The organism is Thalassotalea agariperforans (assembly GCF_053470345.1).
In genome coordinates this window covers 147,955-174,466 of sequence record NZ_JBQMWH010000001.1, presented here as the reverse complement: position 1 = coordinate 174,466, position 26,512 = coordinate 147,955, and the positions used below count along the sequence as shown (strand labels likewise).

The following is a 26,512-nucleotide window of genomic DNA, read 5'->3' as shown; positions in this document are numbered from 1 at the left end:
AGGAATAACATGAAAAAGTTTACTTTAAATACTCTAGCCATAGTATGCGCAGCTGTTTTAGGAGGCTGTGGAGATGCTGAAACCAACATTACTGAACTCCCTTCAACCATTATCGACCATGACGATGAACATAACGAAGAATTAAGCAAAGGGCGCTTAGCTATTGCTGCCGCTGATCAAGCAATGGTATATATTTTTGATTTAGAAGATAACAGCTTAGTTGAGTCTGTTACGCTAACTCACCCTGCAGAATACTTATATGCCAGCCCAGAAAACCGTTTTGCCGTTGCTGTGCAACGCTCGTATGATATGGTGGAATTTATTGATGGTGGCTTATGGCAAGAACTGCATAACGATCATTATGATCAACATATTGATGATCCTGTTTTAACCAGCTTCTCGTTAACAGATATTAAACCAACACACTTTGTACCTCGTGGCGAACAAGTCGCCGTATTTTTTGACGGTAATAAAGATACTGGTGCTAACGCTAGCTTAAGTATTTTAACAGATGAAAGTATCAGCGAAGAAAAAGTTGTTGCTACTCATGATTTTAGTACTTATATGCACGGAACAGCAGAAATTCGTGGCGACTACGTTGTTACGACTTTACGTGATCCTGACACAGAAAGTAGCTTACCTGAGCAAATCGTATTATTAGAATTACATGACGATCACTTCCATCAAGAGCAAATATTTGAAACCACTTGCCCTGCCCTTCACGGTAGTTTTCAAAATGATACTCATGTTGCGTTTGGTTGTAGTGACGGTGTTTTAGCCATTGAACAACAAGGCAGTACTTTTACCGCTCAGAAAATTGCCAACCCAGCAGATATGCCAGCTGGTGCGCGTATTGGCTCATTAACAGGTAGTGCCGAAAGTAATATCATGATTGGTACTGCTTCATCTACGTTTTATTTAATTGATTTAGCTCTTCAAAATATCACACCATTTAACTGGCAAGCAGAAGATGGTTTAACGTCTATGACTTATGGCTTTGATGGCGCTAATGAGCACATGTTAATACTCGATAACCAAGGTTATTTAAACCTATTCGCAGCAGAAGAAGACTGGCAATTAGAGCAGAGAATTCATGTATTTGATGATTTAGCCGTTGATGCAACACCTTCAATTATCGCTTCTAAAGCCGATGAATTAATTTATATCATCAATGCTCAAGAAGTAACAATCGTTGACTTACATGAAGGCGAAGTTACAGGTCATTTTGACTTAAACTTCACACCAGGGAAAGCTGCATGGCTTGGTATTGCACAAGAGCATGACGAGCATGAAGGTCATGAGCACTAATCTTTCCTGTTATTAAGCTCATTGCAGAGTTAGTACCTTTTACCGATTCTGCTTTATCATAAAAGCGAAAGCTAAACCTTATTAAAAGCCTTGATAGTAATATCAAGGCTTTATTATTTTAGTTTGATGAATTGAGGGATAAGCCACTAATGATTGATGACAAAAACAATCATTCATCTAGCGAATTCCAACACAGTCACTCCAAAACCTTATTATAATTGTCGTCAGCATTACCTTGTCAACGTTACGCTCATTTTCATTCAACCTAATCCAAGCAGCCGAATATTACCTTTATCATCAAAAAATAGTGACATTTGTCATCCTCAAATCATGACAATCGTCTCTAACAAAAGTTGGCGCGTTGTCGGAAACTAAATCCCGTAAACAAATACATTTAAATCAACTTAACCACATAAATGAAAAAGGACATCATAATGAAATCATTATTAACAATTGGCGTATTTATTAGCAGTGCATTAATTTCCACAACTGTTTTTGCTAACCAAAGCGAAATAAATACCATTGAATTAGCGTCAATGCAGTTGAATGAGCAAACACTTAGCCAAGCCATTGAATCAAACCAAGGTTATACACAAGCCTTAGCAAATTACCGTTTAGCACTTAGCCAAAATATTCACGGCAAGCAACAAGCTGCCATAACAACGCTGCATAACGCCATTCAAAATTTAGAAAAGGTGGTGAGTGAAAACTCAAATGATGATGAATCATGGGCATTATTATCACAGTGTTATGGTTTAAAAATAGCTTTTCAACCCATGTTAGGTGCAACCTATGGTCCAAAAGCTGGCGAAGCGCTGCAAAAAGCACAAACGCTTAACCCAAATAATCCGCGAGCAGCATTATTTAAAGGCATTATGTTATTTAATACCCCTGAAATGTATGGTGGCAGTAAAACCTTAGCCCTAAAAGCGTTTGATCAGGCCATTAGCTTATTTGCTGACGATAAAAATTCAGGTAAGCATTGGGGTGAGGCGGAAGCTTATGTTTGGCGAGGATTGTCTTATCAAGCAATCAACAATAATCCGCAAGCAAAAGCAGATTTTGAAATGGCCTTGCAACTATCACCTGATTATTCTTGGGCAAAAATGTTATTAAAAAATCATTCTTAAACTTTAAACAACAGGTAAGGTTATCGCTTTGTTATAGCCTTTTCTCTTTTTATTCATTAACCTAGCGAATCTAAGCTCAAACGCACAACAAGCTTGGGTTCGCTAAAAAGGATTTATTGTGACTACATTCAATTATTGTATTGCCGACAGTAACAAACCCTACTGGGTGTGGGGGCCATTGCTATTTAGCGCTTTTTATTTTTTACCGCTGCTCGTAAATTTTTCTCAATTTTCATTTAATCAGGTAATGAATATTGTCTGTCTTTATGTCGGCTTTTTATTATTGTATCGCCAAGCAGTTTACGCAAAAGGCGAGCAAGTCATTATTTGGTTAATTGCTTTAACTGTTTTAGTATCGCTGGGTACATCTATTACTTATGGCACCCAATCCTTATTTGGCTATATTGCGTTTGTTGCTGGATTTAATTTAACCTTCAAAAAAAGCAGTTCCGCTTTAATCCTACTTTTTATTGCTATTTTATTAAGTGCTTATTTTTTTACTGACTTTAATGCCTACTTTTATTTACCGGCATTATTAATTTGCCTTGGTTTATTTGTTTTTGGTTCAGCAACCCAGCGTGATATAAAACACAGAATAACCGAAGCACGAAGCCAAGAAAAAATAGAACAATTAGCCACTATTGCCGAACGCGAACGAATAGCCCGTGATCTACATGATTTAATAGGTCATAGCTTGTCATCAATAGCGTTAAAAGCTGAGTTGGCCGATAAATACCTTGGCCTTGATCAGCAAGAACATGCCAAACAAGAAATTAAGCAAGTTGCCCAGTTAAGTCGCGAAATATTAAGTGAAGTAAGACAAGCGGTTTCTGGCTTAAAAAAATATAATTTAAGCGATAGTTTAAATAAACTCATTGCCGAATTACATCAGCAACAATTTACTGTGCAATGTGATAATTCGCTGCCTGCCATAAATGCCCAAGTTGAATCAACTCTAACACTGATATTAACCGAAGCGATCACTAATATTTTACGTCATAGTAACGGTGATGCTGTCAGTATTGTTTTATCTTCGGCTAACCAGCAAATTAACTTAGCTATTCATGACAATGGCAAGTGTGGTAACTTTGTTCAAGGCAATGGTTTACAAGGTATAAGTGAACGTTGCCAGCAATTAAACGGCAATGTCAGCATTGATACAGAATCGGGCTTCGCCCTCAATATAATATTACCGGAAAACGAAAACCGATGATCAATTTACTTGTTGTTGAAGATCAAGGATTAGTGCGTGGTGCTATCTGTGCGCTATTAAATTTACATGCTGAGATCAACGTAATTGCAGAGGCTGAGGATGGAGCCAAAGCGTTAGCCATTATTGAAAACTTAGCCAATACTCAGCAAATTGATATTGTACTAACTGATATTGAAATGCCGCATTTAACCGGTATTGAATTAGCCGAAATACTCAATAAAAAAGCGCCCAATTTAAAAACGATTATCATGACTACGTTCGCACGTAGTGGTTATATTAAAAGAGCTATTCAAGCGAATGTTAAAGGTTTTATTTTAAAAGAATGCCCCTCTGATGAATTAGCTCAGGCCATTCTAAAGGTATTTAATGGCAAAACCATTATTGATCCTGAATTAGCCATTAATGCATTAAGCGATAATGATCCGCTCACCGACAAAGAGCGCAAAGCATTAAGGTTAGCCGGTGAGGGATTATCAACAATGGAGATTGCTGAAAAGCTATTTTTATCGGAAGGCACTATCCGCAATTATTTATCAGAAGCCATTGCTAAACTCAACGCCACTAATAGAATTGATGCGGCTCGCATTGCTCGGCAAAAAGGCTGGTTATAAAATTCCGTAAGTGGTTAAGTTGCTCATAACAGCAATTAACCACAGTTTCACCATGACATCTTACTAATATTGCCGCACTATTCTTTCATTGCTAAGGCAACGTCATACAAGGTATTTTTTTTCACACCATAAATACTGGCAGCTATAGCACAGGCTTTTTTCGGTGGTAGCTCTTCTAAAAGTAGCTTTAAGGTGGTAATTATTTGGGGCGAAATTGCATTAGGGTCAACTTTATGACCTTCAATTATTAAGACCATTTCACCTTTTAACTGATTTGCATCTTCTTGTAACCAAGCTAATAAATTACCCGCCGTGTCATTATGAATGGTTTCAAAGGTTTTGGTCAGTTCACGAGCAATTACAATTTGGCGATCTGCACCGAGTACCTCAACAATATCTGCAACAGTATCAATGGCCCGACGTGGAGCGTCATAAAACACCATAGTACGGGGTTCATTAGCAAGCTCTGCCAACGTTGTTTTTCTAGCGCCTGATTTAGAAGGTAAAAAACCTTCAAAGCTAAATCTATCCGTAGGTAGACCTGACGCGCATAACGCGGTAATTAAAGCGCAAGGACCAGGAATAGGTACAACCGGTAAATCCTGCGAGCGTAAATATTTGACAATATGAAAGCCAGGATCACTGATCAGTGGTGTGCCCGCATCAGACACTAATGCAATGCTTTTCCCCTCTTTGAGCATATCCGCAATTTGCTCTTGGCGCTGGCGCTCATTGTGATCATGTAAAGATAAGGTTCTATTTTTTATTGAAAAATTTGATAATAATTTTCCCGTATGACGAGTATCTTCACAGGCGATCACATCCACTTGCGCTAAAATATCTAACGCTCGCTGGCTAATATCAGCCAAGTTTCCGATTGGCGTTGCAACAATATATAAACTTCCTACATCAACCCTTGTTGTCATTTTTTAACCTTATTTCAAATATTGAGTTCATTTTCTCTGTTAATGAGCTTAACCATACTTTATGCAATAACGCAGTTTAACCAAGACAAGTGTTGAGACAAATGAAGATGGCGTTTATTATAACCTTACTATTAAACTCTCTGGTATCTAACTAGTGCGCTTTACTCTTAATTTTCCATCTTTTTTTACAAATATAGGCCATATTTTGGCTGTTATTATGATTTCAGGCTATTTAGCCAGTTGTTCAAGCTCTACAACCTCGTCAACCAATCAAGCTATAAAAAAAACACAGCAACAAGTTGTTAAACGTTCAACACAAAGTGCTGAGCAATTAGTTAAGCAAGCTAAAGCGGCAGACACTGAGCAAGCAAATACATTATTGATACAAGCAAGCCAGCAATATTTAATTGAAAATTCACCGGAGCAATCATTATGGTTAAGTGAGCAATTAGCAACACTTGAGCAAACGCCGGCGGAGCAATACACCTTAGCTGTAACGGCAGCACAAGCAAACTTAAGTTTAAATGAAATTGAGCGAGCGCAAGCTCAACTACAATACTGTGAACAACTCGCTGAGCTTCATGGCATTAAACACAACTTTGATTTTTACAATACTTGGTATCAAGTTGACACATTAAGAGCACAAGCGGTAACTGCCTTAAATGCTTATCTACACGCCTTTTCATTGAATGCTGCGGCATCAGAAGAAGATATAAATTATATCTGGCAAAACATTAGTCACTTTTCATTATGGCAACAAGATCAGCTAGCTAAGCTGCAAGCACCGCTAGTTGATGGTTGGGTAAAGCTTACTCAAATAACAAATCAATATGGCGGCAGCGACAATTTTTCTACTCAACTCTCTGTTTGGCAAAAAAATCATCCTAGTCACCCAGCCAATAGCATAGTTACCTTATTAAAAGCGCAAGAGCAGCAAAATGCGCTACAAGATAATATGATCACTCATGTTGCCATTATTTTACCTTTATCAGGTAAACAAGCAGCTGCAGGTAAAAGCGCACAGCAAGGTGTTTTGGCAGCTTATGCAGAAAACCCTTATACCACACTTCATTTTATTGACTCTAATGGTTTAGATTTTCTTACGTTACCACAAACCTTAACGTCACTAACTGCTAGCCATGTGATTGGCCCTTTATTAAAAGAAAACGTTGAGCAATATTTAGCAATCCCTGAACTTAACTTACCCACCCTTGTATTAAATATTCCTGACAACCTGATATTGCAGCCGCAACAAATGGCACTGTCAATGCGGCCAGAAGATGAAGCACAGCAAGCAGCTTCTGTACTTAGCCAAAAACAATTTAAACACCCTGTTGTATTAAGCCATCAAGATAATGTTAGCTTGCGCATTGCGAAAGCCTTTGTGCAAAAATGGCATAGCTTAACTGGCGAATCTCCTGACATTGTTAATTTTGAGCAAGGTAAAAAAATGCAAGAAATACTCAAGCAAACCTTGTCGGTAGATGAAAGCCAAAACCGTATCAATGCGTTGCGTAGCCGCTTACGCCAAGCAATTAAAACGGAAGCAAGAAGCCGTCGTGATATCGACATGATTTATATTGTTGGTAACCCACAACAAACTCGTTTATTAAAGCCCTATATTGACGTTAATATCAGTCCTTTTGCCGATATTATTCCGGTATTTTCCAGTTCACGTAGCCATTCAATAAATACTGACCAAAGCACCATTAATGACTTACGAGGTTTAACCTTTACCCAAATGCCTTGGCTATTAAGCAGCTCGCAACAAAATAAAAAATTAGCGAATACCAGCAAGCAATTATGGCCAAAACGTAGTGATAGTTTGCAGCGTATTTTTGCTATGGGCTACGACAGTTTGCATTTATTGGCAAAATTACCACAAATGCAACAACATCACTTTATTCGTTATTATGGTCAAACAGGAATTTTAAAGTTAGGCCAAGATAATATTATTACCCGCTCGTTATTATGGGGTACTTATAAAAGAAATAAGGTGGCTGAAATTGCTATGGAATAAAACATCCGATAAACCATCCAGCAAACAAATTGGTGACAAGGGAGAATTAATCGCCAAACGCTATTTATTAAGCCAAGGATTAGAAATTGTTACACAAAATTTTCATTGTCGCTTCGGTGAAATAGATCTTATTGCCAAAGCTGCTGACTGCTACATTTTTATTGAAGTAAAATTTCGCCATCAAAATCAATTTGGCGGGGCAATATCGGCAGTATCAGTAAGCAAACAAGAAAAAATCAAAAAAAGTGCACGAATTTACCTGCAACAACAGCAATTAAATGAATATAATACCGCCTGCCGATTTGATGTGGTTGCCCTAGAGGGTGATCGCAATCAACCGCAAATAACCTGGTTAACAAACGCCTTTTAATGGAATCAGACTAAATGTTAGACCTAATCAATAGTAATTTTACTGAAAGTATTCAAACCAAAATTGCCGCTAGCGAAGCCTTAGCGGGCCCCATTGAAAAAGCGGGCATGACCATGGTGCAAAGTTTGTTATCAGGAAATAAAATTTTATGTTGTGGTAATGGCGGCTCAGCTGGCGATGCTCAACACTTTTCAGCTCAATTATTAAACCGTTACGAAACTGAACGGCCAAGTTTACCAGCAATTGCTTTAACTAGTGATACTTCAACAGTAACCTCTATTGCCAATGATTATTCATTTGATGAAGTTTTCTCAAAGCAAATAAGAGCGCTAGGTAGCCAAGGTGATGTTTTGTTAGCAATTTCTACCAGTGGTAACTCTGCTAACGTGATCAAGGCAATTGAAGCGGCTGTGGCTCGTGATATGCCGATTGTCGCCTTAACCGGTCACGACGGTGGTGACATCGCCGGATTATTAGGTGAAAACGATGTTGAAATTCGTGTACCGTCACAACGAAGTGCCCGTGTGCAAGAAGTACACTTATTAGTACTACATTGTCTTTGCGAAATTATCGATACAACTCTATTTCCACAAGGTGGTTAATCGTGTCTACAAATAAATTACTGCTCACTATTTCTATTGCTGCCATTTTACAAGGTTGTGTTGCCGCAGCCGTTGTTGGTGTCGTTGGTGGTGCCACCGTTGCTGCTGATAAACGAACGGTTGGCCAACAAATAGATGATCAAACCATAGAATTTAACGCCTATTCTGCCCTAAATAAACACGAAGGAATTAAAGAGCATACCAATTTACAAGTCACTAGCCTCAATGGTAGCGTTTTAATTGTTGGCCAAGCACCTAATGCCTTTTTAAAAGAATTAGCGGTAAAAACGATAGCGGAATTAAATGGTGTCCAACAAATTCACAATCAAATTCGCATTTCCAATAATACGTCAATAACCACGAGCACCAATGATGTCTGGTTAACTTCGAAAGTTAAAACCGCACTTTTTGGTAGTGATACGTTAGAAGCTACTAATATTAAAGTGGTTACTGAAAATGCAGAAGTTTTTCTGATGGGGTTAGTATCAACCGCTGAAGCAAATGAAGCCGTTGAAATTGCGCGCAATGTTTCAGGCGTAAACCGAGTATTTAAAGCCTTCGAGTATGTTGATTAACTGCTGCTAACTTCTGCACTGCGTCTAATTTCAGACATTAAAAAAGCAAGTTTAAAACTTGCTTTTTTTATACCTGACATTTGTCAATAACCCGTTATTTTACAACTTTTAACGACGGTCTTTTTTTCGCCGGCGGCTTAGTATCCGCTTCCGAACTAGGCTCTTCCGCTTTTGTAGTAGACTCAACTGAAGATAAATTAATTTCTTCTATCTCATCTTCATCTTCCGCTAAAGCATCATCAACTTGTTCAACCGGTAAAGCTGTACCAACACCATTTTCTTTTGCGTAAATAGCCGCTATTGCGCCGTATGGCACAAATAAGTGCTCTAACTTTCCACCAAAACGCGCACTAAACTCAATAGCATGCTCGCCTAATGATATAGCGCCAACTGCGCCTTGTGAAATATTTAATACAATTTCACCATTTTGCACAAAGCTCATTGGCACCATCACGTTATTCACAGTGGTATCAACAACAATATAAGGTGTTAACTGATTATCAGAAATCCAATCATAAAAAGCCTTAACTAAATAAGGCTTATTTGATGTCATTTCAATCGACATTATGCCGGATTACCAAAACGTAATTCGCGCTCAACTTCAGTTAATGACGCTTGGAAAGATTCACGTTCAAATAACTTCAGCATGTATGATTTCAGCTCTTTAGTCCCTTGGCCAACTAACTCGATACCTAATACCGGTAAACGCCATAATAACGGAGCTAAATAACAATCAACTAAGCTAAATTCTTCACTCATAAAGTAAGGTGCTTCATTTAAGATTGGCGCAACACTTAATAAACTTTCTTTCAATTCTTGACGCGCTTTTTCTGCTGCCGCTTCGTCTTCGTTAGCTAAAATAATTTTTGCTAAGCTGTACCAGTCGTGTTCAATACGATGCATCATTAAACGACTACGACCACGTGATACTGGATACACTGGCATTAATGGTGGATGAGGAAAACGCTCATCTAAATATTCAATAATAATGCTAGCTTCATATAACGCAAGTTCGCGATCAATTAGCGTAGGCACAGTTCCGTATGGATTTAAATCAATTAAATCTTCTGGCAAATTAGCCAGATCAACTAAATGGATATCAACACCGACACCTTTTTCAGCCAATACGATGCGCGTTTGATGACTATACATATCATCTGCATGTGAATACATCGTCATCACTGAACGTTTGTTTGCTGCTACGGCCATTTATGCCTCCAAAATTACATTTTTAAATACGGACAAAGGGGGCACTAATGCCCCCAAATAAAATATTCTATAGAATTAACGACTTAGTGTACGTCTTTCCAATATTCTTTCTTAAGTAAATAAGACAAGATTAACAAGATGAATAAAAAGCCAATTACCCAGTAACCTAAGTTTTGACGCTCAAGTTTATTTGGTTCAGCAGTATACTCAAGGAAGTTAACTAAGTCGCGCACAAAAGCATCATATTCTTCAGTGGTCATTGAACCACCTGTTGCCGCGGTTAAGTTTCCATGTTCATCTTTTGTTCGAATACCTTGCAAGTTTTGTAAAACATGCGGCATACCAACATCAGGGAAAATTGTATTATTTACCCCAAATGGACGTTTTTCATCAACATAAAACGAACGTAAATAGGTATACACCCAATCAGGTCCATTTTTTCTGAATCTTGCTACTAAGGTTAAATCTGGAGGTGTGCTACCAAACCATTGCGCAGCTGCTTTTGCTGGCATGGTGTTTTTAATATGATCACCTGCTTTTTCAGCAGTTGGCATCCAATTGGCAACACCTTCTTTTTCATCAATACCTAAGTCAGCAAAAGTACGATTATAACGTTGATATTGTAATTGGTGACACGCTAAACAATAAGTTAAGTATGATCTAAAACCTCTTTTTAAAGATTCTTTATCAGCTAAATCATTACCAGCAGAGTCTAATGGCAAGCTTGGACCAGCGGCAAAAGTAAACATTGGCACAATTGCCAAAATGGTTAAAAGTAACTTTTTCATTATTTTGTCACCCTTTCTGGAACTGGCTTAGTATTTTCATTTTTACTGTAGAACCAAAGTGCTACGAAAAATCCAAAATAACAGAATGTCGCTATAGTACCAATTAAGTTATTTAATGGCGTTGCGGCTTTTGTACCTAAAATACCTAAAGCAACAAAGCTGATAGCAAAAATAACTAAATTAATAAAATGAACTTTACTACGGTAGCGGAAAGATCTAACAACACCACGGTCAAACCATGGTAAAGCAAACAACATCCCGATAGCAGCAAACATAGCAATCATACCAATTAACTTATGCGGAATTACACGTAAGATGGTATAAAACGGACCGAAGTACCACACTGGCGCAATATGCTCAGGCGTTTTTAAGCCATTAGCCGGGGTAAAGTTTGGCGCCTCAAGGAAGTAACCACCACCTTCAGGGAAGAAAAACATAACCCAACAAAATAGAATTAAGAAAATAACCACAGCAACTAAATCTTTCACTGTGTAATACGGATGGAAAGGTATTGCATCAACAATGTCATACTTTTTAGTATATTGTTCATGGAACTTAAATTTAGCTAACTCTTCAGGTTTAACGCTGCCTTTTGGCTTTTTAATGTTAGTACCTTGAGGGTTATTAGAGCCTACTTCATGCAAAGCTAAAATATGTAAGAAAACTAAAATAACTAACACTAAAGGTAAAGCAATTACATGTAATGCGAAGAAACGGTTTAAGGTTGCACCCGAGATAACATAGTCACCTTTGATCCAAATAGTTAAGTCTTCACCGATAACAGGAATAGCACCAAATAGTGAAATAATAACCTGCGCACCCCAGTAACTCATATTACCCCAAGGTAATAAGTAGCCCATGAAAGCTTCTGCCATTAACACTAAATAAATTAACATACCAAAAATCCACAATAACTCACGTGGCTTTTGATACGAACCGTAGATTAAACCACGGAACATATGTAAATAAATAACAATAAAGAATGCTGAGGCACCAGTAGAGTGCATGTAGCGTAATAACCAGCCGTAATCAACATCACGCATGATGTATTCAACTGAAGCAAAAGCACCATCACCTGATGGCTCGTAGTTCATCGTTAACCATACACCCGTTAAAATTTGGTTAACTAAAACAACCGTTGCCAAAATACCAAAAACATACCAAAAGTTGAAATTTTTTGGTGCTGGGTATTGTAATGCATGTTTGTTCATCGCATCCATAAAAGGTAAGCGTTGTTCAATCCAAGCCATAAAACTATTCATTATGCTTCTCCTGGTCCAACACCAATTAACAAGGTGTCATCTGATGGGAAAGAATGTTCTGGCACCACTAAGTTTAATGGAGCAGGAACGCCTTGGAAAACTCGACCAGCCATATCAAACTTTGAACCATGACAAGGACAGAAAAAACCGTCTTTAACGCCAGAAACAAATTGCTCAAAATCACCTTTGTGATGCGTAGGAGCACAACCTAAGTGAGTACAAACACCTAACGCCACCATAAACTCTGGATTAATAGAGCGGTGACCATTAGCAGCATATTCTGGTTGCTGTGCTTCTTCCGAGTTAGGATCTCTCAATTGGTCATCGTGTTTTGGTAACGCTTTGACGATTTCATCAGTACGACGAATAATATAAACAGGCTTACCACGCCATTCAGCGCGAACTAATTGACCTGGCTCAATTTTGCTTACATTAACTTCAACCGGCGCACCAGCAGCTTTCGCTCTAGCACTCGGGTTCCACGAGCCAATGAAAGGCACAGCTACACCAACAACACCTACACCACCAACTACCGAAGTAGCCGCAGTTAAAAAGCGTCGACGGCCGTTATTTACGGGCGCATTGCTCATTCAACATCTCCAATTATTTTCCACTTAAACAAATCACTTTTATCCGTTGATAGCAATAAAACAACAAGACAACTTATTTTAAGCGAACTAGCGATAAAAAAATTTTTCTGATCATAAAGAAAAGCCCCTTTTTTTACAAGGGAATTCAAGTAATAACCGCTAAGAATACCCAAAAAAGTGCAAAAACGTACAAGACTTGTGCAATCAGACAGAATGAGTATAGAAGATAAATTTACAGGTATAAAAAAAGCCGGTAAAAACCGGCTTTTTTGAAAAATAAACGAAAAATTAACGTTTTGAAAATTGTGGCTTTTTACGAGCCTTGTGTAAACCAACTTTCTTACGTTCAACTTTACGAGCATCACGAGTAACGAAACCAGCTTTACGTAAATCAGCACGTAAAGTTTCGTCAAATTGCATTAAGGCACGAGTAATACCGTGACGAATTGCACCCGCTTGACCCGAAATACCACCACCAACAACAGTGATGTTAAAGTCAAATTTCTCTAACATTTCAACTAATTCTAATGGTTGACGAACAACCATACGAGCCGTAGGACGACTAAAGTATTCAGAAATGTCACGTTTGTTAATTGTGATTGCACCGTTACCAGCTTTCATAAACACACGAGCAGTTGAGCTCTTGCGACGACCAGTACCGTAATATTGATTATCAGCCATTGCTTATAGCTCCAAAAGTTGTGGTTGTTGTGCAGTATGCTTATGTTCAGTACCAGCATACACTTTTAGTTTACGGAACATGTCACGGCCTAAAGGACCTTTAGGTAACATACCCTTAACTGCTAATTCGATAACACGCTCAGGCGCTTTTTCGATAAGCTTTTCAAAACTAATTTGCTTAAGACCGCCAACATATTCTGTATGCGAGTAGTAAATTTTACCTTTCGCTTTGTTACCAGTTACTTTAACTTTCTCAGCGTTGATAACAACGATGTAATCGCCAGTGTCAACACTTGGAGTGTATTCTGCTTTATGCTTACCACGTAAACGACTAGCGATTTCAGTGGCGATACGACCTAAAGTTTTATCTTCAGCGTCCACTAAAAACCATTCGCGTTGTACGCTTTCTGATTTTGCTACAAAAGTTTTCATTAAAAAACCCAATTTAAATAAAGTTACTTAAAAAACAATCAATCGATTGTCGATTATAAAGACTACGCTATTACCCCTTCGAGTATCGAGCCTGTTGCCAATTACTGGAAATATAAGAGGCACTTGTAACGTTAGGGAGCGCGGATTATACAGAACATTATTTAACCTGTCACGGTTAAATTGACTAAAAGTTGAAAAATATAGCTCAAGGCTGGAGGCTGGAGGCTGGAGGCTGGAGGCTGGAGGCTGGAGGCTGGATAAGTTTATCCGCCCCCTTAATAAGTAAACCTCTTTTATTGTAAGCCAATGCTTAAAGCTAAGGTAAATGCTCGCTGGCTAAATAATCGCGAGATTGCATTTCTTGTAAGCGACTTAAACAACGTTTAAATTCAAACTCTAAACCGCCATGACTATATAAAGACATCATCGGTACTTCCGCGGAAATAATTAATTTTACATTACGTTCGTAAAATTCATCTATCATCGCAATAAAACGACGCGCAGCATCGTCACAATCAACATGCATTTGTTTAACATTTGCTAATAAAATGGTGTGATACAAGCGGCTTAATTCCATATAATCACCTTGGCTGCGGGCGCTTTCACATAACACCGAAAAATCAAAATGAGCAACACCATCCGAAACTTCAATAACTGGCAGCATACGGTGATTAATTTCAATATCAACATTCTTCTTGCCAGCTTCAACTGATAGTTGTTTAAAATAAAGCGCTAAATTTTCATCTGCTTTTTTATCTAATGGCGAATGATAAATTTCGGCTTGTTCTAATGTTCTTAATCGGTAATCAACACCACTATCAACATTAACAATATCAGTATGTTTGTTAATTAAGGCAATCGCAGGTAAAAAACGCGCTCGCTGCAAGCCATTACGATAAAGTTCATCTGGCACAATGTTACTGGTGGCTACCAAGGTCACATTATGAGCGAACAGCTCTTCAAATAACGTCCCGAGGATCATGGCGTCGGTAATATCTGAAACAAAAAACTCGTCAAAACAAATAATACAGGTTTCATCGGCAAATTTTTTGGCAATAATTTTTAACGGATCAGATTGTTTACTTAACTGCTTTAACTCGTCATGCACCCGGTGCATAAAACGATGAAAATGCACCCGCATTTTATTTTTAAACGGTAAACAATCGTAAAAGGTATCCACTAAATAAGTTTTACCACGGCCAACCCCACCCCAAAAGTACAAGCCTTGAATCGGCTTTGGCTCTTGTTTGGCAATAATACGTTTCCAACCTGACAATACTTTTTGAAAACCAGCTACCGGTAATGGTTTATTTTGTAAATCTTCATATAAACGCTGCAAATGCTTAACTGCATTTTCTTGTGCTGCATCGTATTGAAAATCATCTCGTTTGAGATCTAATTGATATTTTTCTAAAGGGGATAAATGTATCATTTAATAACCAGTTACCAAATAAAGTCTTGAAAATGTAAAGTTCGTTAACATATCAACAATTAAGTCATTTAATGATTTAGGCGGAATTGTTGAAATAATTCTATGAACTTAAATCTTGAGCGCGCTATAGTATATCAAGAGCAGCGCAATTTTCCTTTGCCGACACTAAATTTATTGAATTATTTTTACTTTATTATTATTTGAGACATATAGAGGTTTTATCATGACAGTAGTTTTCATCATCTTAGGGTTTATTGCCGGCATTATCGCTGGCGCATTCGGCTTTAAAATGCTGGCTTCATCGGCTATCGAACAAAAACAGTTAGCTGAAAAAGTAGCGTCTAGTGAAAAAGCCTTAGCGCAATATAAATTAGATGTTGCTGAACATTTAGATAACTCGGCCAGTTTGTTGGCTCAAATGAACAATACTTGCCAAGCAGCCATGAAACAAATGGAAGAAAGTACGCAGTTATTAAAACAAGCAACGCCTTTAGATATGTCTACTATGCCGTTTTTCTCAAAAGAAACTCAAGAGCAACTTGCTGAAACTGTTAGTTTACGACACAAAAAAGAAAGCAACGAACCGCCAGTTTGCATTACTGAGCCACCATTAGATTATTCAGGCCAAGCTACTGGTTTATTTGATGATAAGAAACAACCTGTTACAAAAGCCTCCTAGTCAATTTAGGAACTTAGGATAAATTAATTAGTCTTTATGTGTGTATTACTTATTTTTTAGGAATTGATGATCACTATGAAAAAATTATCTTTATTAATTAGTGCCGCGCTCGTAACTAGCAGCTTAGCGTTAACAGCCTTACCTGTTAACGCCAATTTACCTATTGAACTTAATGGCCAAACTTTGCCTAGCCTTGCTCCGATGTTAGAAAAGACTACTCCTGCTGTGGTCAGTATCTCAGTTAAAGGCACCCATGAGATCAAACAAAAAATCCCTGATGCTTTCCAGCGCTTTTTTGGTAACCCTCGCCAACTCAAGCCACAAGAAAGACCATTTCGTGGCTTAGGCTCAGGCGTTATTGTAGATGCCAAAGAAGGCTATATCGTGACGAATAACCATGTTATTGATCAAGCCGACGAAATTATGGTCACGCTTAAAGACGGTCGTCAATTAGAAGCGAAAAAACTAGGCTCTGATGCCGCTAGTGATATCGCCTTATTACAAGTAGAGGCTGATGACTTAGTTGCTATCAAAATTGCCGACTCTGATAGCTTACGTGTTGGTGATTTTGCTGTTGCCATTGGTAGCCCGTTTGGTTTAGGTCAAACCGTGACTTCAGGTATTGTTAGTGCTTTAGGCCGTAGTGGTTTAAATATTGAAAATTTTGAAGACTTTATTCAAACCGATGCTGCCATCAATAGTGGTAATTCTGGTGGCGCCTTAGTTAATTTACGGGGTGAATTAATTGGTATTAATACCGCCATTTTAGGCCCAAGCGGTGGTAATGTTGGTATTGGTTTCGCTATTCCAAGTAACATGATGAATAACCTTGTTGGCCAAATTATTGAATTTGGTGAAATACGCCGTGGGGTTTTAGGTGTTTCAGGTCGTAGTGTTGATAGCGAAATAGCTAAAGCAATGGAACTAGAAACCAACCAAGGTGGCTTTGTTGAACAAGTGGTTCCTGATTCTGCGGCTGAAAAAGCAGGTATTAAAGCCGGTGACGTTATCATTAAAGTCAATGGTAAATCAGTAAAATCATTCAGTGAATTACGAGGAAAAATTGGTTCAATTGGCGCAGGTAAAGAAGTTAAAATTACCGTCATCCGTGACGGCGATGAAAAAACATTTACCGCTGAATTACAAAAATCACCATCGGCTGATATTGCTGCCGAAGGCATTCACGATATGCTTGAAGGGGCAAAACTGGTAAATAACCTTAAAAATAAAGGTGTTGAAATTGCCGCTATCGAAGAGGATAGCCCTGCCCAAATGATAGGTTTAAATGAAGGTGATATTATTGTTGGCGTGAATAAATCACGGATTAAAAACCTCGCGGAATTAAGAAGTTTCTTTAAAGATAAAAAAGGTATCTTTGCTTTAAACATTATCCGCGGCAACAGTTCACTCTATTTAATGTTGCGTTAAAACTCGCTTTTACCAAGACAAACAGCAATTTAACTACTGTTTGTCTTGGTAGCTTGTTATCAACATCCTGCTCATTTTTCAAATTTATGATAAGCTTAGAACAAATAAAATAACGAATCTGATCGTCTTGAACCTAGCTGCCATTTTTAAATATATATTTCGCGCTTTTAGCTACGGCATTATGCTTGCTGTTGCTTTATTGTTACTACTGCCACAATTACGTGACGATAACCCATTAACTTGGGATTTTTTCAATAATCAACCAAAAGAAACCCCACCACTATCTTATGCAAAAGCAGTAAGTTTAGCTGGCCCTGCAGTAGTAAACATTTACTCGAATGATATTCAAAACGACTCACGTCTCGGCCGAAAAGGCATAAATACCACTAAGTTAGGTTCTGGTGTGATTATGGCTAGCAATGGCTATATCATGACTAACTTTCATGTTGTTCAAGACGCTGATTTGATCATCGTGATGTTACAATCCGGCCAACAACTGCCGGCACAATTAATTGGTTTTGACACCTTAACCGATCTCGCAGTATTAAAAGTGAATGCACAAAACCTACCGGTTATCCCACAAAAAGAAGACATGGTTTCACTCGTTGGGGATGTTGTTCTTGCTATTGGTAATCCTTTAAATTTAGGCCAAACAGTAACTCAAGGTATTGTGAGCGGTACTGGCCGTAGTGGTTTAAGTACCACCAGCTATTTAGAGTTTTTACAAATGGATGCTGCCATTAATGAAGGAAACTCTGGTGGTGCTTTGGTCAACACACACGGCCAATTGGTGGCTATTAACTCTAGAAAATTTACCCAATTAAACCCGCAAATGAATATTCAAGGTATCTTCTTTGCTGTGCCCTATCAATTAGCCAATAAAGTAATGAATAAAATAATTACTCACGGCAGAGTCGTTCGAGGTTGGTTAGGTGTTACTAGCAGCTCGATGAACAATTTAAAGGGCTTTATTATTGATGGTGTTGCTGAGCAAAGTCCGGCACAAAAAGCTGGATTGTTACCCGGTGATTTGGTCACTAAAATTGATAATGTACCTGTTACAGGTATAACCCAAGCTCTCGATATTATTGCCGAAACTAAGCCTGGCACCCAATTAACATTTTTACTTTATCGTGATAAAAAGCCATTGGAGTTAAAAGTAACTATTGCCGAGTATCACGCAAAGTAAAATTGCTCATCCTCAGACTTTAGTTATAAAAAAAGCGTCAATTGACGCTTTTTTTAGTGGTTTAATTTGATGACAAACAATTACACTTTAACTCGAACAATATCAGCGCCTAAGCCTTGCAGCTTATCTTCAATATTTTGGTAACCTCGGTCGATATGATAAATACGATCGACTTGCGTTTCTGTGGTGGCGACTAAGCCCGCAATCACTAAACTAGCTGACGCTCTTAAATCCGTTGCCATCACTTGGGCACCTGTTAAGGTTTCAACACCACAAGTTACTGCCGTATTCCCTTCTAAACTAATATTTGCGCCCATCCGCTGTAGTTCAGGAACATGCATGAAACGATTTTCAAAAATCGTTTCTACAGTTGTCGCTGTACCTTCTGCAATGCTATTCATGGCAACAAACTGCGCCTGCATATCAGTTGGAAAAGCAGGATGAGGTGCTGTGCGAATATTGACTGCTTTCGGTCGACCTGTCATTGACAACTCAATCCAATCATCACCAATTTCTAGCTTAGCACCGGCTTCTTGCAACTTACTCAAAACCGCTTCCATTGAGCTAGGGTCGGTATTTAAACAACGCACTTTACCTTGTGTTACCGCTGCTGCCACTAAAAAAGTACCGGTTTCAATTCGATCAGGCATAACGCTGTAACGCTCACCACGTAACGAGGTCACCCCTTCAATCGTTAAGGTATTAGTACCTTCACCTGTAATCTTTGCTCCCATCGAATTTAAGAAGTTAGCAAGGTCAATAATTTCAGGCTCACGAGCGGCATTTTCAATAACCGTTTTACCATCAGCTAAGGCTGCTGCCATCATTAAGTTTTCAGTGCCGGTAACACTAACGGTATCCATAAAAATGTTCGCGCCTTTTAAACGGCCCGCTTTACTGGCATTGATATAGCCATTTTCAACATCAATATGTGCCGACATCAACTTCATGCCTTGAATGTGTAAATTCACCGGCCGAGCACCGATAGCACACCCACCAGGCAAGGACACTTGAGCATGACCAAATCTTGCTAACAACGGCCCTAAAATTAAAACCGATGCCCGCATCGTTTTCACTAGATCATAGGTCGCTTTACAATGGTTAATAGTACTCGCATTGATCTTTAACTCATTATCAGAAAGCCACTCAACTTCCGCACCTAACTGTTTAAGTAATTTGATCGTGGTTTCAATATCATTTAAGCGTGGCACATTCGCGATAACAACCGGCGTTTCAGATAATACTGCGGCCATCAGAATAGGTAATGCGGCATTTTTTGCACCAGAAATTGTGACATTTCCACGTAAAGGTTGCCCACCGTTTATTTTAAATGCGTCCAAAAGAATCTACTTATTTATTGAATTAAAGAGGAAGGTTAAACATTTTGTCACGTTTCCACTGTTCAGTAGAAAACGTTTTAATCGTAACGGCGTGAATACTACCATTATTGATGGATTCTTGTAACGGCTTATAAATAGTTTGCTGTTTTTTCACTCGGCTTAATTCTTCAAAAAAATCGGCAACCGCAATCACTTTACATTGTGAGCCGTCGAATGCGACATGCAATTCATCTAATTCTACCGACGCATTAATCAATGCTTCTATTTGTGCAACATCCACAAGGGTATTCCTTTTATATAATGAGTTTAATAGTGTGTTGGTATGAAACGGTCAACACCACTTAATTTAGCAAGTTTGACTAAATCGCCACTTAAATGACTAAAACATAGTTTGCCCGCTTGTTTTTTAGATTGTTCAACAATTGCCAACAACCAAGCTAAACCGGCGGTATCAACTTTACTTACCGCAGATAAATCAATAACAATATCTTTACCGTTCAGATAAGCTTTCATACTATGCTGATTATTTTTATTAATGGTGTGCCGTGTTAGCTCACCAATAACAAGAATTTTAGAAGCGTGCTGCTCAATAGTAAATTTAGTCACTTAGGCCTGCTTAAAGTAAATATCACGTTGGCTTTTTTCTTTTAACAGCTCAGTCACATAAGGCAAGCCCTTTTGATTAATCAGGCTGCTTAACTCTGCACGTTTACTGTCTAATAAACTAACCCCTTCGGCAATCATGTTAAAAGCTTGCCAACGGCTACTGTTCGAATCTTTTCTGACTTGGAATGAAATTTTAATTGGTGAACCACCCGGCTGGATCACTTCAACATCAACCGCAACGGTTTTTCTGTCTTCTAATGATTTGGCCGGCTCAAATTCTACCTTCTGCTGTTCATATAACGTAAATACTTGCGCGTAAGAGGTAATTAAATAATCACGAAAAACAGGAATAAAGGCTTCAACATCTTCCCTTTTTTGCTTTCTTAAATTTTTACCTAAGACCTTCAACGCCGCATAACGATAATTGATATAAGGAACTAATTCTTCTCTAACAATATCTTTTAAAATATTAGGATTATTCTGTATTTCTTTTTGCTCATCGGCAAAACGCTTAAAGGTGATTTCAGCAACCTGATTGATCATATGATAAGGATTGGTTTGATCAACCATGATTTTATGGCCAGCATCATTTACACCATCATGGGCAAAAGCGCTTAATGAACCAACTAATAAACATAAACTTAAAATTACTTTTTTCATATGCAAACCTAATCACCACTTCCTTGGCTAAATAAAAACTGTCCGATTAATTCTTCTAAAACTAACGCCGGTTTTGTGTCTTCAATAAAGTCACCTGGCGATAACATTTCTACTGATGGGTCAATAAACCCCGGTTGTAAACCTATGTATTGCTCACCCAACAAACCCGCCGTTAAAATAGAGACCGACGTGGCTTCTGAAAAATTCTTATATTGACTATAAATTTCCAATGTCACAACTGGCGTATAATCTTCATCATCTAATGCGATACGGCTAACTCGGCCTACTACTACTCCGCCAACTTTAATGGGCGAACGTACCTTTAAGCCACCTATATTATCGAATCTGGCAAATAAATTATAGGTTTCAGCATTTCCTGACATACCTGTGTTAGCAACTTTTAACGCCAACATTAATAATGCTGCAATACCTAAAGCAACAAAAAAACCCACTGTTAATTCTATTTTTTTCGACGTCATGTCATCCACCTAAAAACTTCAAGCATTCTAATGAGCAAACATTATTGCAGTTAGCACAAAATCTAGTCCTAATACCAATAATGACGATTGAACAACCGTTGCGGTTGTCGCTTGGCTAATTCCTTCTGACGTTGGTTCACAGTTATAACCTTTAAATACTGCAATCCAAGTCACTACAAAAGCAAAAGTAATACTCTTGATAATGCCGTTCATCACGTCTTTATCAAAATCAACTTGTGCCTGCATTACCGACCAAAATGTACCACCATCAACACCTAGCCAGTCAACACCAACTAAATGAGCACCTAATATACCAACGGCTGAAAAAATAGCCGCTAATAAGGGTAAACTAATAAAACCGGCCCAAAACCGTGGTGCGATCACACGTCTTAACGGGTCCACCGCCATCATTTCTAACGATGATAATTGCTCCGTAGCTTTCATTAAGCCTATTTCAGCGGTTAACGCAGAACCGGCTCGTCCAGCAAAAAGTAATGCCGCGACCACAGGACCTAATTCTCGCAATAACGATAAAGCCACCATAGGTCCTAGGCTCGCTTCAGCGCCATAACCAACCAAAATAGTATAACCTTGCAGTGCTAACACCATGCCAATAAACAGGCCAGAAACCACAATAATCACTAAGGATAATACGCCAACGGAATATAATTGGTTCAATAATAACGGCAAACCTTTTTTAACATTAGGAACATGGGTTAACGCTGAAACCAGCATTAACACCGCACGACCTAAGCCACTAACCGTAGCTAATGTTTTTTCACCTAAAGCAATCAAGCTGTTGATCATGTTAACTCCTTGATTAACTCTTCCTCAAAAGGCCTTGCTTTATAATGAAAAGGTACTGGGCCATCGGCTTCACCTTTAACAAACTGCTGCACCAATGGTGAGGTTTGCTGGGCAATTTCTGCTGGTGTGCCATGGCCAATAATTTTTTTCTCGGCAATAATATAAATATAATCCGCAATGCTCATCACTTCGGGAACGTCATGCGAAACAACCACTGAACTTAAGCCTAAAGCATCATTTAAAGCTTTAATTAAGCGCACAATTACCCCCATAGAAATAGGGTCTTGTCCGGCAAAAGGTTCATCATAAAGAATAAGTTCAGGATCTAAGGCGATGGCACGCGCTAAAGCTGCACGTCTTGCCATCCCCCCCGACAATTCACTAGGCTTTAAAGAGCGGGCACCACGTAGGCCAACCGCTTCAAGCTTCATTAATACCATTTTCTCAATCAGGTTTTCTGGTAATTGGCTATGTTCGCGAATTGGAAACGCGATATTATCGTAAACATTCATATCTGTAAAAAGCGCACCACTTTGAAACAACATACTCATTTTTTTACGTGTTTCGTACAAAGCATTACGCGATAATTTTGGAATGTTTTCACCGTCAAACAAAATATCACCTGATTGTGGTTTTAATTGACCACCAATCAAACGTAATAAAGTTGTTTTCCCTATACCACTCGGCCCCATAATTGCGGTCACTTTACCACGCGGGATCGACAGACTAATGTCATCATAAATGACCCTGTCTTCACGTTTAAAAGTGAGGTTTTTTATCTCGATTATGTTATCGGACATGGAGAAAGTTTAACGTCAATGTTAATAAGTTGTGAGTAAATTTTACCTTAGACACTGCCGAGGTGCATTATAAAAAAGTAACTATTTATGTATAAACGCTATTTTATTCTGTATAACCCCAACAAACCGTTGTTTTTTTATACTATCGCGTATTTTTTTTACCAGTTTAAGTAATTGCTCTTTTTTTTTCTCTCACAACCAGCGACAATTCATTTCTAATTACGAGGAAGTCAGATGTTTGTTGAAGTTTTAATATTATTCATTGCTTTAGCTGTGCTTGTGTGGAGTGCAGATAAATTTGTCTTTGGTGCCTCATCATTAGCAGCAAACTTAGGTGTTTCTCCTATGGTGATCGGCTTAACTATTGTCGCTATGGGGTCATCAGCGCCAGAAATGATGGTTGCTGCTACCGCTTCATTACAAGGCAACACAGATACTGCCATTGGTAATGCCATTGGTTCTAATATCACCAACATCGCTTTAGTGCTTGGTATTACTGCTATTTTTCATCCTCTCGTGGTTTCATCAAATACTATTAAACGTGAATTACCGTTAATTTTAGCTGTTACCCTTTTAGCCTGCGGTGTACTTGCTAACCTTTATTTCAGCTTCGCTGAAGGGGTTTTATTAATGGTGCTGTTTTTTGCTTACATTATTACTTTATTGGTGATCACTTTAAAACGAAAGCAAATGAACAATGGTATTGAAGACGACCCTATGGTGCTAGAAGCTGAGCAAGAAGTTCCGGAAGCGGTAAGTACTAAGCTTTCTATTGTTTGGTTAGTGATTGGCATGGTATTACTCCCTGTAAGTGCTAGCTACCTAATTGATTCGGCTACCTTTATTGCTAAAGCTTTTGGCATTAGTGATTTAGTCATCGGCTTAACCATCATTGCTATTGGTACCAGCTTACCTGAGTTAGCAGCCAGTCTAGTGAGTATTTGGAAAAAAGAAGATGACCTAGCTATGGGCAATATTATTGGTTCAAATATTTTCAATATATTAGCGGTATTGCCTTTGGCTTCCTTGATTGCTCCTGGCGAATTAGATCCTGCTGCCGCAACCCGTGATGCTCCTTATATGTTAGGGGTAACCATTTTATTATTTATCTTATGTTTTAGTCGTCAAAAAGGCTTTTTTCGCATCACTCGTTTGAAAGGTGTACTATTACTTTTATGTTTTATTGCTTATCAAGTAATTTTATTTACCCATTAATTTATTGATTAATTAATTTGCCACTAATAATGAGTTAAGAGATTTTGTCCGTGAACCAGTTTAAAGAAGATGCCAGTAAGGTTATTAATATTGAACAAGCAGCAATAAAAAAGTTGCTTGATTATATTGATGATGATTTTGCTTGTGCCTGTCAATTAATGCTTAACTGTACTGGTAGAGTTATTGTTATTGGTATGGGTAAATCAGGCCATATTGGTGGTAAAATTGCGGCTACGCTTGCCAGTACTGGCACCCCCGCTTTTTTTGTTCACCCTGGTGAAGCCAGTCATGGCGATGTTGGTATGATCACCAAAGATGATGTTGTGATTGCTATTTCCAATTCTGGTGAAACCAGTGAAGTTATGGCCATCATTCCGGTGATAAAACGCTTAGGTGCGAAGCTAATAGCGATGACCGGCAACACGCACTCAAATTTAGCCAAATTTGCTGATACTCATGTTTGTACCAAAGTAGAACAAGAAGCCTGCCCTCACGGTTTAGCACCTACTTCAAGCACAACCGCCGCTTTAGTTATGGGGGATGCGCTTGCTGTTGCTTTATTACATGCCAGAGGCTTTACTGCCAATGATTTTGCCTTATCACACCCGGGTGGTAGTTTAGGTAAAAAACTGATTTTACGTTTAAGCGATATTATGCATATTGGTGAGCGTATACCTATGATTAACGAACAAGCCTTGATCAAAGAAGCATTAGTAGAAATGTCTAATAAAGGTTTAGGTATGACCGCTGTTGTTAATAACAACAAGCAACTGTGTGGTTTATTTACCGATGGTGATTTACGCAGAGTATTAGATGAACAAGTTAATATTCATCACGACAGTATCAACACCGTAATGACAATCAACCCAATTGTCGCCTCAGCCGATATCTTGGCTGCGGAAGCATTAAAAATAATGCAAGATAATAAAATTAATGGTCTTATCATTGTTGATAAACAAAATGTCCCTGTCGGTGCCATGAATATGCACGACCTACTCAATTCGGGAGTTTTATAATATGAACACGTTATACGGGAAAGTTTCTGCTGATGTTTTTCAGCAAGCGAAAAACATCAAATTATTAGTTTGTGATGTCGACGGCGTTTTTTCTGACGGTAGAATTTATTTAGGCAATGATGGCGAAGAATTAAAAGCTTTTCACACCAAAGATGGTTATGGCGTAAAAGCCCTGATTAATTCAGGTGTTGATGTCGGTATTATTACCGGTCGCCGTTCAAACATTGTTGCCAATCGTATGAAATCACTCAATGTGCAATATTTAGTGCAAGGGCAAGAAAATAAATTACCTTCTTTAAAGGAGTTAACCGAATTATTGTCATTAAAACCTGAGCAAGTCGCCTATATTGGCGATGACATGCCTGACTTGGCCTGCATAGAATATGTAGGTTTAGGCATAGCGGTTGCTGATGCACATCCGGCACTATTACAAAAAGCAAACTTAACCACCTTCACCCGTGGTGGCTTTGGTGCTGTGAGAGAAGTGTGTGATCTGATCATGCAAGCACAAAACACCTTAACGCAAGCGACTGGCGCAAGTATATGAAGCGTTTGTATTTCATTGCCAGCTTTGTTTTTTTATTTGCCATGCTTTGTTATGGCCTGATCAATTGGCAACGGCAAGAAAACATTAGTGAAAAAAACATTAGCACAGAAATTATGCCCGATTTTGTTGCCGAACAATTACAAACAAACATATACAATAGTGAAGGTAGGCTATCACATACCATTAATGCTGATCGTATGGAGCATTACACTGAGCTTGCGGTAACACACTTTGAACAGCCTAAATATACACTCTACCCAAAAAACAAAAGTGCGGCATGGCATATCAGCGCTAAAGAAGGTATTTTAAGCCATAACAACCGCGTTAGATTAGAAAACCGAGTACAATTAAAAGCAACCGATGACAATAGTATGATCCAAGAAGTACACGGAAAATATTTTGAACTCGACTTGAACACCAATATTATCAGCTCAGATCAAACCATAATGATCCAAGGCAAAGACTTTACTATGTATGGCTCTGGCTTGATTGTTGATTTAAATACCACTCAGATGACAATGACCGAACATGTGCAGACTGTATATAAAAAGAACCCTAGTTAAACTTTTAGTGTTGAGTACGATTTGCTCATTTTCA

Annotated in this window: 31 protein-coding genes; 15 read left to right on the top strand and 16 right to left on the bottom strand. The window is 38.5% G+C overall.

The features are described from left to right. The first annotated feature begins 9 nt into the window (after positions 1-9). The 4 genes from ACSLUO_RS00935 (at position 10) to ACSLUO_RS00920 (ending at position 4,262) form a co-directional block, all read left to right on the top strand. On the top strand, positions 10-1,308 hold the full coding sequence (locus tag ACSLUO_RS00935; protein WP_448245440.1) for a hypothetical protein: 1,299 nt from the start codon (positions 10-12) through the stop codon (positions 1,306-1,308). Positions 1,309-1,742: 434 nt separating this feature from the next. Continuing rightward, positions 1,743-2,438, top strand: a complete 696-nt coding sequence (locus ACSLUO_RS00930; RefSeq protein ID WP_448245439.1) for a tetratricopeptide repeat protein — start codon at positions 1,743-1,745, stop codon at positions 2,436-2,438. Between the two features lie 118 nt (positions 2,439-2,556). Further along, positions 2,557-3,651 carry a sensor histidine kinase gene (locus ACSLUO_RS00925; RefSeq protein ID WP_448245438.1) on the top strand — a complete coding sequence of 365 codons (1,095 nt, stop codon included), beginning with the start codon at positions 2,557-2,559 and terminating at the stop codon, positions 3,649-3,651. After that, positions 3,648-4,262, top strand: a complete 615-nt coding sequence (locus ACSLUO_RS00920) for a response regulator transcription factor (protein ID WP_448245437.1) — start codon at positions 3,648-3,650, stop codon at positions 4,260-4,262. The genes ACSLUO_RS00925 and ACSLUO_RS00920 overlap by 4 nt, the downstream gene beginning before the upstream one ends. A 77-nt stretch (positions 4,263-4,339) precedes the next feature. On the opposite strand, the gene rsmI is transcribed toward ACSLUO_RS00920, so the two are convergent. Beyond that, positions 4,340-5,188, bottom strand: a complete 849-nt coding sequence (rsmI, locus tag ACSLUO_RS00915; protein WP_448245436.1) for a 16S rRNA (cytidine(1402)-2'-O)-methyltransferase — start codon at positions 5,186-5,188, stop codon at positions 4,340-4,342. A gap of 205 nt (positions 5,189-5,393) precedes the next feature. Here rsmI and ACSLUO_RS00910 point away from each other — a divergent pair, with 205 nt between their 5' ends. The 4 genes from ACSLUO_RS00910 to dolP are packed head-to-tail and all read left to right on the top strand — an operon-like array spanning position 5,394 to position 8,755. Further along, on the top strand, positions 5,394-7,208 hold the full coding sequence (locus tag ACSLUO_RS00910; RefSeq protein WP_448245435.1) for a penicillin-binding protein activator: 1,815 nt from the start codon (positions 5,394-5,396) through the stop codon (positions 7,206-7,208). Continuing rightward, a complete protein-coding gene (locus tag ACSLUO_RS00905) occupies positions 7,195-7,578 on the top strand; it encodes a YraN family protein (protein ID WP_448245434.1) in 384 nt (127 codons plus the stop codon). Before ACSLUO_RS00910 ends, ACSLUO_RS00905 begins: the two co-directional genes overlap by 14 nt. Before the next feature lie 14 nt (positions 7,579-7,592). After that, the gene (locus tag ACSLUO_RS00900; protein ID WP_448245433.1) at positions 7,593-8,180 is read left to right on the top strand and encodes a phosphoheptose isomerase; all 588 of its coding nucleotides are present in this window, start codon (positions 7,593-7,595) and stop codon (positions 8,178-8,180) included. 2 nt (positions 8,181-8,182) lie between these two features. After that, positions 8,183-8,755, top strand: a complete 573-nt coding sequence (gene dolP / locus ACSLUO_RS00895; protein ID WP_448245432.1) for a division/outer membrane stress-associated lipid-binding lipoprotein — start codon at positions 8,183-8,185, stop codon at positions 8,753-8,755. A 94-nt stretch (positions 8,756-8,849) separates the two neighbouring features. Here the strand turns inward: dolP and ACSLUO_RS00890 are convergent, their stop codons facing one another. From ACSLUO_RS00890 to zapE, 8 genes are all read right to left on the bottom strand, one after another. After that, positions 8,850-9,320, bottom strand: coding sequence for a ClpXP protease specificity-enhancing factor (locus tag ACSLUO_RS00890; protein WP_448245431.1), 471 nt, complete (start codon positions 9,318-9,320; stop codon positions 8,850-8,852). Then, on the bottom strand, positions 9,320-9,964 hold the full coding sequence (gene sspA / locus ACSLUO_RS00885; protein ID WP_448245430.1) for a stringent starvation protein SspA: 645 nt from the start codon (positions 9,962-9,964) through the stop codon (positions 9,320-9,322). Before sspA ends, ACSLUO_RS00890 begins: the two co-directional genes overlap by 1 nt. 83 nt (positions 9,965-10,047) lie before the next feature. Further along, positions 10,048-10,752, bottom strand: coding sequence for a cytochrome c1 (locus tag ACSLUO_RS00880; RefSeq protein WP_448245429.1), 705 nt, complete (start codon positions 10,750-10,752; stop codon positions 10,048-10,050). Beyond that, on the bottom strand, positions 10,752-12,014 hold the full coding sequence (locus tag ACSLUO_RS00875; RefSeq protein WP_448245428.1) for a cytochrome b: 1,263 nt from the start codon (positions 12,012-12,014) through the stop codon (positions 10,752-10,754). Before ACSLUO_RS00875 ends, ACSLUO_RS00880 begins: the two co-directional genes overlap by 1 nt. Further along, the gene (petA, locus tag ACSLUO_RS00870; protein ID WP_448245427.1) at positions 12,014-12,604 is read right to left on the bottom strand and encodes a ubiquinol-cytochrome c reductase iron-sulfur subunit; all 591 of its coding nucleotides are present in this window, start codon (positions 12,602-12,604) and stop codon (positions 12,014-12,016) included. The genes ACSLUO_RS00875 and petA overlap by 1 nt, the downstream gene beginning before the upstream one ends. Positions 12,605-12,892: 288 nt before the next feature. Continuing rightward, entirely contained in the window at positions 12,893-13,285 is a 393-nt protein-coding gene (rpsI, locus tag ACSLUO_RS00865) for a 30S ribosomal protein S9 (RefSeq protein WP_448245426.1), read from the bottom strand. Positions 13,286-13,288: 3 nt separating this feature from the next. After that, complete coding sequence (gene rplM / locus ACSLUO_RS00860; protein ID WP_448245425.1) at positions 13,289-13,717, bottom strand: 50S ribosomal protein L13; 429 nt, start codon at positions 13,715-13,717, stop codon at positions 13,289-13,291. Between the two features lie 316 nt (positions 13,718-14,033). Next, complete coding sequence (gene zapE / locus ACSLUO_RS00855; protein ID WP_448245424.1) at positions 14,034-15,149, bottom strand: cell division protein ZapE; 1,116 nt, start codon at positions 15,147-15,149, stop codon at positions 14,034-14,036. 223 nt (positions 15,150-15,372) lie between these two features. On the opposite strand from zapE, the gene ACSLUO_RS00850 reads away from it, so the two are divergent. The 3 genes from ACSLUO_RS00850 to ACSLUO_RS00840 all read left to right on the top strand — a co-directional run bounded on the left by ACSLUO_RS00850 (position 15,373) and on the right by ACSLUO_RS00840 (position 18,445). Further along, positions 15,373-15,828: a Z-ring associated ZapG family protein gene (locus ACSLUO_RS00850; protein ID WP_448245423.1), complete on the top strand. Its 456-nt coding sequence runs from the start codon at positions 15,373-15,375 to the stop codon at positions 15,826-15,828. A 75-nt stretch (positions 15,829-15,903) separates the two neighbouring features. Continuing rightward, positions 15,904-17,256, top strand: a complete 1,353-nt coding sequence (locus ACSLUO_RS00845) for a Do family serine endopeptidase (protein ID WP_448245422.1) — start codon at positions 15,904-15,906, stop codon at positions 17,254-17,256. 181 nt (positions 17,257-17,437) lie between these two features. Then, complete coding sequence (locus ACSLUO_RS00840) at positions 17,438-18,445, top strand: trypsin-like peptidase domain-containing protein (RefSeq protein WP_448245421.1); 1,008 nt, start codon at positions 17,438-17,440, stop codon at positions 18,443-18,445. Positions 18,446-18,525: 80 nt separating this feature from the next. Here the strand turns inward: ACSLUO_RS00840 and murA are convergent, their stop codons facing one another. Genes murA through mlaF form a run of 7 tightly spaced genes read right to left on the bottom strand, consistent with a single transcriptional unit; the run spans position 18,526 to position 23,137 of the window. Next, complete coding sequence (gene murA, locus ACSLUO_RS00835; RefSeq protein WP_448245420.1) at positions 18,526-19,785, bottom strand: UDP-N-acetylglucosamine 1-carboxyvinyltransferase; 1,260 nt, start codon at positions 19,783-19,785, stop codon at positions 18,526-18,528. Between the two features lie 22 nt (positions 19,786-19,807). Next, complete coding sequence (locus ACSLUO_RS00830; protein WP_448245419.1) at positions 19,808-20,065, bottom strand: BolA family protein; 258 nt, start codon at positions 20,063-20,065, stop codon at positions 19,808-19,810. Between the two features lie 26 nt (positions 20,066-20,091). Beyond that, a complete protein-coding gene (locus ACSLUO_RS00825; RefSeq protein WP_448245418.1) occupies positions 20,092-20,391 on the bottom strand; it encodes an STAS domain-containing protein in 300 nt (99 codons plus the stop codon). Further along, entirely contained in the window at positions 20,392-21,051 is a 660-nt protein-coding gene (locus ACSLUO_RS00820; protein ID WP_448245417.1) for an ABC transporter substrate-binding protein, read from the bottom strand. An 8-nt stretch (positions 21,052-21,059) separates the two neighbouring features. Continuing rightward, positions 21,060-21,530, bottom strand: a complete 471-nt coding sequence (gene mlaD, locus ACSLUO_RS00815) for an outer membrane lipid asymmetry maintenance protein MlaD (RefSeq protein ID WP_448245416.1) — start codon at positions 21,528-21,530, stop codon at positions 21,060-21,062. 27 nt (positions 21,531-21,557) lie between these two features. Then, the gene (mlaE, locus tag ACSLUO_RS00810) at positions 21,558-22,337 is read right to left on the bottom strand and encodes a lipid asymmetry maintenance ABC transporter permease subunit MlaE (RefSeq protein WP_448245415.1); all 780 of its coding nucleotides are present in this window, start codon (positions 22,335-22,337) and stop codon (positions 21,558-21,560) included. Then, the gene (gene mlaF / locus ACSLUO_RS00805; RefSeq protein ID WP_448245414.1) at positions 22,334-23,137 is read right to left on the bottom strand and encodes a phospholipid ABC transporter ATP-binding protein MlaF; all 804 of its coding nucleotides are present in this window, start codon (positions 23,135-23,137) and stop codon (positions 22,334-22,336) included. The genes mlaE and mlaF overlap by 4 nt, the downstream gene beginning before the upstream one ends. Positions 23,138-23,371: 234 nt before the next feature. Between mlaF and ACSLUO_RS00800 the strand changes: the two genes are divergently transcribed. The 4 genes from ACSLUO_RS00800 to lptC are packed head-to-tail and all read left to right on the top strand — an operon-like array spanning position 23,372 to position 26,478. Further along, positions 23,372-24,352, top strand: a complete 981-nt coding sequence (locus ACSLUO_RS00800; protein WP_448245413.1) for a calcium/sodium antiporter — start codon at positions 23,372-23,374, stop codon at positions 24,350-24,352. 44 nt (positions 24,353-24,396) lie between these two features. Then, positions 24,397-25,368, top strand: a complete 972-nt coding sequence (locus ACSLUO_RS00795) for a KpsF/GutQ family sugar-phosphate isomerase (protein ID WP_448245412.1) — start codon at positions 24,397-24,399, stop codon at positions 25,366-25,368. A gap of 1 nt (position 25,369) precedes the next feature. Then, positions 25,370-25,915, top strand: a complete 546-nt coding sequence (gene kdsC, locus ACSLUO_RS00790) for a 3-deoxy-manno-octulosonate-8-phosphatase KdsC (protein WP_448245411.1) — start codon at positions 25,370-25,372, stop codon at positions 25,913-25,915. Further along, positions 25,912-26,478, top strand: a complete 567-nt coding sequence (gene lptC, locus ACSLUO_RS00785) for an LPS export ABC transporter periplasmic protein LptC (protein ID WP_448245410.1) — start codon at positions 25,912-25,914, stop codon at positions 26,476-26,478. Before kdsC ends, lptC begins: the two co-directional genes overlap by 4 nt. Positions 26,479-26,512: the final 34 nt, after the last annotated feature.

What these genes read in the sequence shown, in the direction of transcription:
- ACSLUO_RS00880 (WP_448245429.1), bottom strand. Translation starts at nt 10,752, where the DNA reads ATGAAAAAGTTACTTTTAACCATTTTGGCAATTGTGCCAATGTTTACT.
- mlaD (WP_448245416.1), bottom strand. Translation starts at nt 21,530, where the DNA reads ATGACGTCGAAAAAAATAGAATTAACAGTGGGTTTTTTTGTTGCTTTA.
- ACSLUO_RS00935 (WP_448245440.1), top strand. Translation starts at nt 10, where the DNA reads ATGAAAAAGTTTACTTTAAATACTCTAGCCATAGTATGCGCAGCTGTT.
- ACSLUO_RS00845 (WP_448245422.1), top strand. Translation starts at nt 15,904, where the DNA reads ATGAAAAAATTATCTTTATTAATTAGTGCCGCGCTCGTAACTAGCAGC.
- rplM (WP_448245425.1), bottom strand. Translation starts at nt 13,717, where the DNA reads ATGAAAACTTTTGTAGCAAAATCAGAAAGCGTACAACGCGAATGGTTT.
- kdsC (WP_448245411.1), top strand. Translation starts at nt 25,370, where the DNA reads ATGAACACGTTATACGGGAAAGTTTCTGCTGATGTTTTTCAGCAAGCG.
- mlaE (WP_448245415.1), bottom strand. Translation starts at nt 22,337, where the DNA reads ATGATCAACAGCTTGATTGCTTTAGGTGAAAAAACATTAGCTACGGTT.
- rpsI (WP_448245426.1), bottom strand. Translation starts at nt 13,285, where the DNA reads ATGGCTGATAATCAATATTACGGTACTGGTCGTCGCAAGAGCTCAACT.
- lptC (WP_448245410.1), top strand. Translation starts at nt 25,912, where the DNA reads ATGAAGCGTTTGTATTTCATTGCCAGCTTTGTTTTTTTATTTGCCATG.
- ACSLUO_RS00930 (WP_448245439.1), top strand. Translation starts at nt 1,743, where the DNA reads ATGAAATCATTATTAACAATTGGCGTATTTATTAGCAGTGCATTAATT.
- ACSLUO_RS00890 (WP_448245431.1), bottom strand. Translation starts at nt 9,320, where the DNA reads ATGTCGATTGAAATGACATCAAATAAGCCTTATTTAGTTAAGGCTTTT.
- ACSLUO_RS00875 (WP_448245428.1), bottom strand. Translation starts at nt 12,014, where the DNA reads ATGAATAGTTTTATGGCTTGGATTGAACAACGCTTACCTTTTATGGAT.
- ACSLUO_RS00820 (WP_448245417.1), bottom strand. Translation starts at nt 21,051, where the DNA reads ATGAAAAAAGTAATTTTAAGTTTATGTTTATTAGTTGGTTCATTAAGC.
- petA (WP_448245427.1), bottom strand. Translation starts at nt 12,604, where the DNA reads ATGAGCAATGCGCCCGTAAATAACGGCCGTCGACGCTTTTTAACTGCG.
- ACSLUO_RS00900 (WP_448245433.1), top strand. Translation starts at nt 7,593, where the DNA reads ATGTTAGACCTAATCAATAGTAATTTTACTGAAAGTATTCAAACCAAA.
- mlaF (WP_448245414.1), bottom strand. Translation starts at nt 23,137, where the DNA reads ATGTCCGATAACATAATCGAGATAAAAAACCTCACTTTTAAACGTGAA.
- ACSLUO_RS00850 (WP_448245423.1), top strand. Translation starts at nt 15,373, where the DNA reads ATGACAGTAGTTTTCATCATCTTAGGGTTTATTGCCGGCATTATCGCT.
- zapE (WP_448245424.1), bottom strand. Translation starts at nt 15,149, where the DNA reads ATGATACATTTATCCCCTTTAGAAAAATATCAATTAGATCTCAAACGA.
- sspA (WP_448245430.1), bottom strand. Translation starts at nt 9,964, where the DNA reads ATGGCCGTAGCAGCAAACAAACGTTCAGTGATGACGATGTATTCACAT.
- ACSLUO_RS00920 (WP_448245437.1), top strand. Translation starts at nt 3,648, where the DNA reads ATGATCAATTTACTTGTTGTTGAAGATCAAGGATTAGTGCGTGGTGCT.
- ACSLUO_RS00800 (WP_448245413.1), top strand. Translation starts at nt 23,372, where the DNA reads ATGTTTGTTGAAGTTTTAATATTATTCATTGCTTTAGCTGTGCTTGTG.
- ACSLUO_RS00840 (WP_448245421.1), top strand. Translation starts at nt 17,438, where the DNA reads ATGCTTGCTGTTGCTTTATTGTTACTACTGCCACAATTACGTGACGAT.
- rsmI (WP_448245436.1), bottom strand. Translation starts at nt 5,188, where the DNA reads ATGACAACAAGGGTTGATGTAGGAAGTTTATATATTGTTGCAACGCCA.